At 34.3% G+C, this 6,304-nt stretch carries 3 protein-coding genes; all 3 read right to left on the bottom strand.

Annotated features, from left to right (window positions below; translation table 11 throughout):
• Positions 1-324 precede the first annotated feature (324 nt).
• The 3 genes from ACT3TU_RS13275 to ACT3TU_RS13265 are packed head-to-tail and all read right to left on the bottom strand — an operon-like array spanning position 325 to position 6,268.
• The gene (locus ACT3TU_RS13275; protein ID WP_192523832.1) at positions 325-3,522 is read right to left on the bottom strand and encodes a type III restriction-modification system endonuclease; all 3,198 of its coding nucleotides are present in this window, start codon (positions 3,520-3,522) and stop codon (positions 325-327) included.
• Between the two features lie 10 nt (positions 3,523-3,532).
• The gene (locus ACT3TU_RS13270; RefSeq protein ID WP_192523831.1) at positions 3,533-5,395 is read right to left on the bottom strand and encodes a site-specific DNA-methyltransferase; all 1,863 of its coding nucleotides are present in this window, start codon (positions 5,393-5,395) and stop codon (positions 3,533-3,535) included.
• A 9-nt stretch (positions 5,396-5,404) separates the two neighbouring features.
• Positions 5,405-6,268, bottom strand: a complete 864-nt coding sequence (locus ACT3TU_RS13265) for a hypothetical protein (RefSeq protein WP_192523830.1) — start codon at positions 6,266-6,268, stop codon at positions 5,405-5,407.
• Between the last annotated feature and the right edge of the window lie 36 nt (positions 6,269-6,304).

Below are 6,304 nucleotides of genomic sequence, written 5' to 3'. Positions count from 1 at the left end.
TCTAGCTTAATCATCTTTAAATTAAAGTCTAAGGTACACGTCAAAAAGGTTAAGTATACAATATTAGGTATAATAATTTAAAAGTCAATTAAAAAAATATACTTATGTCAAGTAAATACAATTAAATATAAAAAAGTTTCAAATAATGCGTTTTAGCTAGAATTATCCCTGTAAATACAACTTTTAGATAGCCAATAAATACTCTATGGTTGTTCAACCTCTGCCATCAAATCCGTACAGTTGAACTTGAGATATTTTAGTTAGGTGGTCTGACGATTAAAAAACCGAAGACCATGTTAATCATGATCTTCGATTTTCATTTAATTAGCTGAAGTGTGTGGAGAAAGTATTGTAGTTATCAGCCTTTACGAATTTAGCTGGGTTTTCTAAATCTATACCATTGCTATCTTTGCTCAAAGCCTTGAAATGTTCAATACCACAATCAATCTTGGCCTTCTCAGCTGCTCTCAAATCATCAGAAAAAATGCTTGATTTGGTTTCAACCACAAAGTATAGCTGCTCACCCATCTCATCATCTTTATCAATCAGTACAGCCCAGTCAGGGTTATAACTACCTAATGGCGTATCAATCTTAAACCAAGCAGGTAGTTTAGTATAAAGTTTAACTTCTGCTGATTGCTCAAGCTTCTCAGCAAACTCAAACTCAGTATTAGAATCACAAACGATGTAATCATAAACTGACTTGTGTGCTTCAACCATATTTTTTAGATAACCTGTTAGCTCTTCTTCTTGAAACAGTTCTTGAGCATAATAATTATCATCACCAATGCGCTGATACGTGATACCATCAACAATCGCTAAACGCATTTGTTTACGAATGACTTCCGCACACTGTTGAATAAATAGCTGAGGATTCTTCTTAAATGCTTCGAGCTTATCACCTAGACCAAGTAGTATATGAATTATCGTTGAACGTGTTAGATTCGTTTGAGACTCTAAGTAGGTTACAATATCAGGAAGCTTAAAACTTACCTCTAGCACACCTTGTTTGTCTTGAACTTTATTACCCTCTAAATCTAAATCAGAGACGAGAAGTCCGGATTCAGCAATTTCAACTCTTCGTTTTTTCGACTCATATTTAACACTAGAAACAACAACGGAAGCTCTGATCTCTTTAATACACTTCTCTACAAGCTCACTAACGCTAAAATTCACTCTATAGGTGGTTTTGTACTTGATGCGATCCCAAAGGGCTTTAAAATCATCACCTAATACGACCTGCTTACCTTCTTTCTCCTTAAGCTTAGCAGTCTTTTTCTCCTCATGCTTCTTGATACTTAAACCTCTTGCAACTTTAGTTAAGGTAGCAAGAATAGCTTCGGCATACTCTGTTGCACTTTCTGGTAGAATGACTGTATTATCAGCTAAATCGATTTTCAGAGAATCTTGTATTTTACCTTTATTATTGATGTAGCCCTGATTTTCAAGATGCAGATAGATCTCTTCTGATTTTTTTGCGCCAAGAAATTCTTTACTATTATATTCATTGGATATCAAAATATTGGCGAACTGATGCTTTTCTATTACGCCAAATTTAATACCCTCTTCTTCTTCAATTTCTTTTTGGAGCGTTGCTACAAATTGCTCGTAAGACTCATTTGCCATAATTGTTAACGTGTTTACTTCAAAACCGTAAGGCACCCGTTCACCCGACTGATCTATAGCTAGACGCAAACCACGACCAATCTCCTGACGTTTTTTCATCACAGACTTAGTCTCATTTAAAGTACATATCTGAAATACATTTGGATTATCCCATCCTTCTTTTAGAGCAGAGTGACTAAAGATAAAGCGTAGCTTCTCATCCATTGAGAGTAACTTTTCTTTATCTTTCATAATGAGATTATAAGCTGATTCATCAGCAACCGTTTTACCACCTTCACCTTTTGCTGAAAGCTTAGACTCTGTAAACAACGGATTTCCTAGAGCATCTTTCTTTTTGTCTTGCGCAAAATAACCATTATGAACAGCGCTTGCCAACTCTTTGAGAGCTTGTTCATTGATAATAGGCTTTCCAGTATTATCCTTATCCCATACTGAAGGATATAAAATACGATACTTTGGCTTTCTAAGCTGTTTTATAAACTCTTCTTCAAACCAACTGGCAAACTTACCTTGTACAGGTTCACCGTCTTTAGTGTACCCACGGTAATTCGCTACTTTATCAATAAAGAATAGACTAAGAACTTTAATTCCTTTTTGGCTAAGAATTTTAGAGTGATCCATTTGATCAACTCCAGTGGTAATTTTTTGATAGAATCTCAGTTCTTTTTCTAGATGTTCTTTTACTGTTTCTGATACTTGTAGTCGTTTGTAGGTGTCTTGATCAACTTCACCAATAGCCTGATTGATTTCTATGATGTCATCGCGACTAGTAAAATCAATATACTCGCTGCCTTCCTCGCAATAAATATCGTTGATCACATAACCTTCATAAAGATCCCGTCCACCAGAAACCTCGAATAAGTCGGTGCCGGCTTTTACTGTAATAGATTTACGAGGCTGCAATTTACCTGTTTTGGTCTGAGCATCAATTTCAATTTTTGCAGTGATTGCCGACTTCTTGTTATCAACACTAAGAAGCTTAATATAGGCTTGATTATGATTGTTTTGAATATTAAGATCAAAAACTTCAATTTGTTTTACAAGCTTGCGTTCATATGCATCAATTGAGTCAAGCTTATAAAGCATATTCAAGTTTTCAGTTAACGTAGCTGAGTAGCGAAATGTACATAACGGATTTAAGCTGGCAATCGCTTTTTTACGGTTGACTGTAGAAGCTACTGATTGAGGCTCGTCAATAATTACTATCGGGTTTGTCGCTTGGATAAACTCAATTGGTTTCATGCCATTAAGTCGATCATCTGTACGGTGGATCAGGTTAGCAGTTGATTCTTTTTCAGGGTCGACAAATGATTTACTGAAAGCGTCAATATTAATGACCATAATTTGAATATAATCATTAGTAGCGAAATTCCTTACCTGATCTCGCTTTGATGAATCATAGACAAAATAATCATACTGAATATTTTTATATTCTTTTCTAAAATGCTCCTCTGTAATTTGAAGAGACTTATATACACCTTCCTTAATAGCCACCGAAGGAACAACAATAATAAACTTACTCAAGCCATAACGCTCATATAGCTCAAATACACTACGCAAATAAACGTAAGTCTTACCTGTGCCTGTCTCCATATCAATAGTAAAATCGAGGCTAGGAAGCGCTTGTTTGGTTGTTTCTGTTTGAGCCAACCCATTCAATAGCTGAACATTGCGAGTATTCTCATAAAGCTCTTCTGGTAGAAGACTAAGTGCATTAGCGACACCAATATCATTATTCTTCGCAAATAAACCTAACTGTTCATTACTGAGAGCACTACTTGCAACAGAGAAGTTTGATTGAAAGGTTTCTTGGCCTTCAAACACACCCACAACCGCGCTAATTGCATCTTTTTGATGAGAAAGGTCAGGATCAAACTTTATTTTCATTTCAGACATGACTTATCCTTTAAATACTTTTAACATCATTAATACCAGCTTGCTTTAATATCTGAATAGCGTTGGTTTTTACATTACTATCAGCAAATCCAGCATCTTTAAATACTATCTGCGTTGTCTCTGAATCCAGCTCAACTTTTAGCTTGGCAATACCTTCAACTACTTCACTTGTGATGCCATCGTCTAAACACACAATCAATGCGCCAGCACCAACAACAAAGACTTGCTTACCATTAATGACCTCTGTTTCTACTGGGACTGTAAGCTCAATACCATATTTGAGCAGAATCTCATAAAGTACATCTTCATTACTACGATTAGGCTTAATAGATTCAATTGACTGTCTCAGAATCTCCTCTAAATTTTCTGCATCAGCGTCCCATAAACAAATATTTGTTTCATCTAATCGGAAGAACTTTATACCTAATCCATTGTAAAGATTATTAGCCCTGCGAATTCTTTCTTTTGTCAACTCAGAAAGATAAAAGGGCTTATCATTTTTAGAGCAAAAATCAATAGCCTCTTTATGATTTTTATTCTCTCTAATTAGCGGTTCAGGTAATTGAACTGTAATACATCTAATTTTTGGATTAAACTGCACAGCAGCTTGGAATGTAGTCCCTGACCCAGCAAAAAAGTCTAGAACGATATCACCATCTTTACAGCCTGCTATACTCATTAAATTTTCAATTAGCTTAGTTGGCTTAGGGTTGCTAAAAGTATTTTTGATACCGTCCATCATTTCGGTTAGTTCTTCATTCCCCTGTTGATTATGTCCAAACAGCTCATGACTAAACCAATTAGTTGCACATTGCCCCTCTTCTTCTCTTTCAAATTTATAATATTTTTTTCTTGGTGCTCCTGCTCCATTTTTGGGAAAGTACATTCTTCCTTCTTCTAAATGGTTCATATAAGTTTTTTTATCACCCATCCACTCTTCGCTTAATACTACTCCATTTGGAAGAGTAATAGAATATCTTGAACCACCCTGATCACTTCCTACTTTCCATGGTTTAGATGCCCAGTCACCTAAAGGATCGTTGTCTGGATTGCTAAAAGAGCCTGTTAAGGGCATCTTTCCCACACCATAATCCTTTAAATAACTCTTATCTTTTGAGTATACTAAAATATGTTCTCCAACTAGTCCTAGCATTTTAGTTTTATCATTAGGTTGATTATGTCTTCTTCGCCAATGTACATGACCTTGCAAGTTTTCTTCACCAAATATTTCATCACAGACTAGTCTCAAATTACCAACTTCAGCATCACCTATAGAAATAAATATCACTCCATCATTTCTTAAAAGATTTTTGGCTACTCTTAATCTTGGATACATCATACTTAACCAGTTTGAGTGATACCTACCAGATAGGTCGGAATTAGTGTTTTGCCTCTTTCCTTTAGAATCTAGTTGACCAGTAAATTCTAAATAATTTTTAATATTATCTCTAAAGTTATCTTTATAAACGAAATCTTTACCAGTGTTGTATGGTGGATCTATGTAAATCATTTTTATTTTATTGTGATAAGATTTTTGTAATATCTTAAGTACTTCTAAGTTATCACCATCAATATGTATATTTTCAGCACTATTCCAATTAATGCTTTGACATTCTAGTGGTCTTAACGTTCCCGTCGTTAAAGCTTGAGCAAGACTCTTAGCATTTTCTTTTCCATACCATGTAAAATCAAACCTTCTTTCAGACATCTCATCTTTTAAACCTATAATAGACTTTAGAATATTTATATCTACCTGACCATCACGTATGACCTCAGGAAAGATATTGATTAACTTATCAATATTCTGATTCTCGACATTTAAACTTTTTGACAAAGAATCCTCTTTACCAATTATTTTGATAGAATTTTCCATAATAAGTCCTTAATATATATTCAGTAGCTGAAATAGTTGATTCTGAAGCGAGATTTTATTTGTATAGAATTCTTTATCTACTTTCCCAACTTCACATATAACTTGAATTTTAATATCTTGATGGTTTGGACCCCATACTATAAAAAATATTGGAACGTTTAGCTTGCCTTTTAATACATCCAAAACTTTGAATCTTCTCCAATCTTCTTGACTATATTTCCCTATATATTCATTACTAATAGGACTGTTTAGGTTGTGAGTTTTATACTCTAAAATAGCTTTAGGTTTATCATGCAGAAAAAGTATACCGTCAACATCACCTGGCCAAGGATTTTTCTCACCTTCTGTTTCATTAACTAAGCTGCATTCAAGATATGTTGAAGCAGATTTTAATGGTTTAGATTTTTTAAAAGAAAACCCTCTCATATCCTTCAGTAATAAACTAAAGCCCAATAGGCTTATCTTTTCATAATCTCTAAATACACTATTAGTTATATCTTCAAATAAATATAAGCATTTATCATTTCCATTAAAGCCTTGGATGCTTGTATTAGGATAACCGTAGGGTATCAATAGTAGATTTACAGGAGACCTCAAATCTTCTGAAACTGTTTTCAACAAATGCCATCTTTTATTTTGAGTATATCTATTAACTATGTCATCTATTTTCATCCCATCGCTATATATAAATTCAGCCTTTAGGAATAGAGCAGGAATTGAATTAAACTTATCCACTACAAAACCATGAATAGTAATAACATCTAATCCAAGAGAGTTACTCCTTAACCAATCGTTAGGAGACTCTCCTACAGGCGGATATTTAACTGTTTGATTAGGACATACTACTGGCAATAAACTCTTAACAAATCGCATTCGATATTTCCTAAGTTATTTCCTATTGATGTGAGC

The organism is Psychrobacter sp. AOP3-A1-26, assembly GCF_052378235.1.
Taxonomy (GTDB): Bacteria; Pseudomonadota; Gammaproteobacteria; order Pseudomonadales; family Moraxellaceae; genus Psychrobacter.
This window is presented reverse-complemented; position numbering and strand designations above follow the sequence as displayed.

Bases quoted from the DNA above. Each gene is read 5' to 3' on its own strand.
- ACT3TU_RS13270 (WP_192523831.1), bottom strand. From the start codon at position 5,395: ATGGAAAATTCTATCAAAATAATTGGTAAAGAGGATTCTTTGTCAAAA.
- ACT3TU_RS13265 (WP_192523830.1), bottom strand. From the start codon at position 6,268: ATGCGATTTGTTAAGAGTTTATTGCCAGTAGTATGTCCTAATCAAACA.
- ACT3TU_RS13275 (WP_192523832.1), bottom strand. From the start codon at position 3,522: ATGTCTGAAATGAAAATAAAGTTTGATCCTGACCTTTCTCATCAAAAA.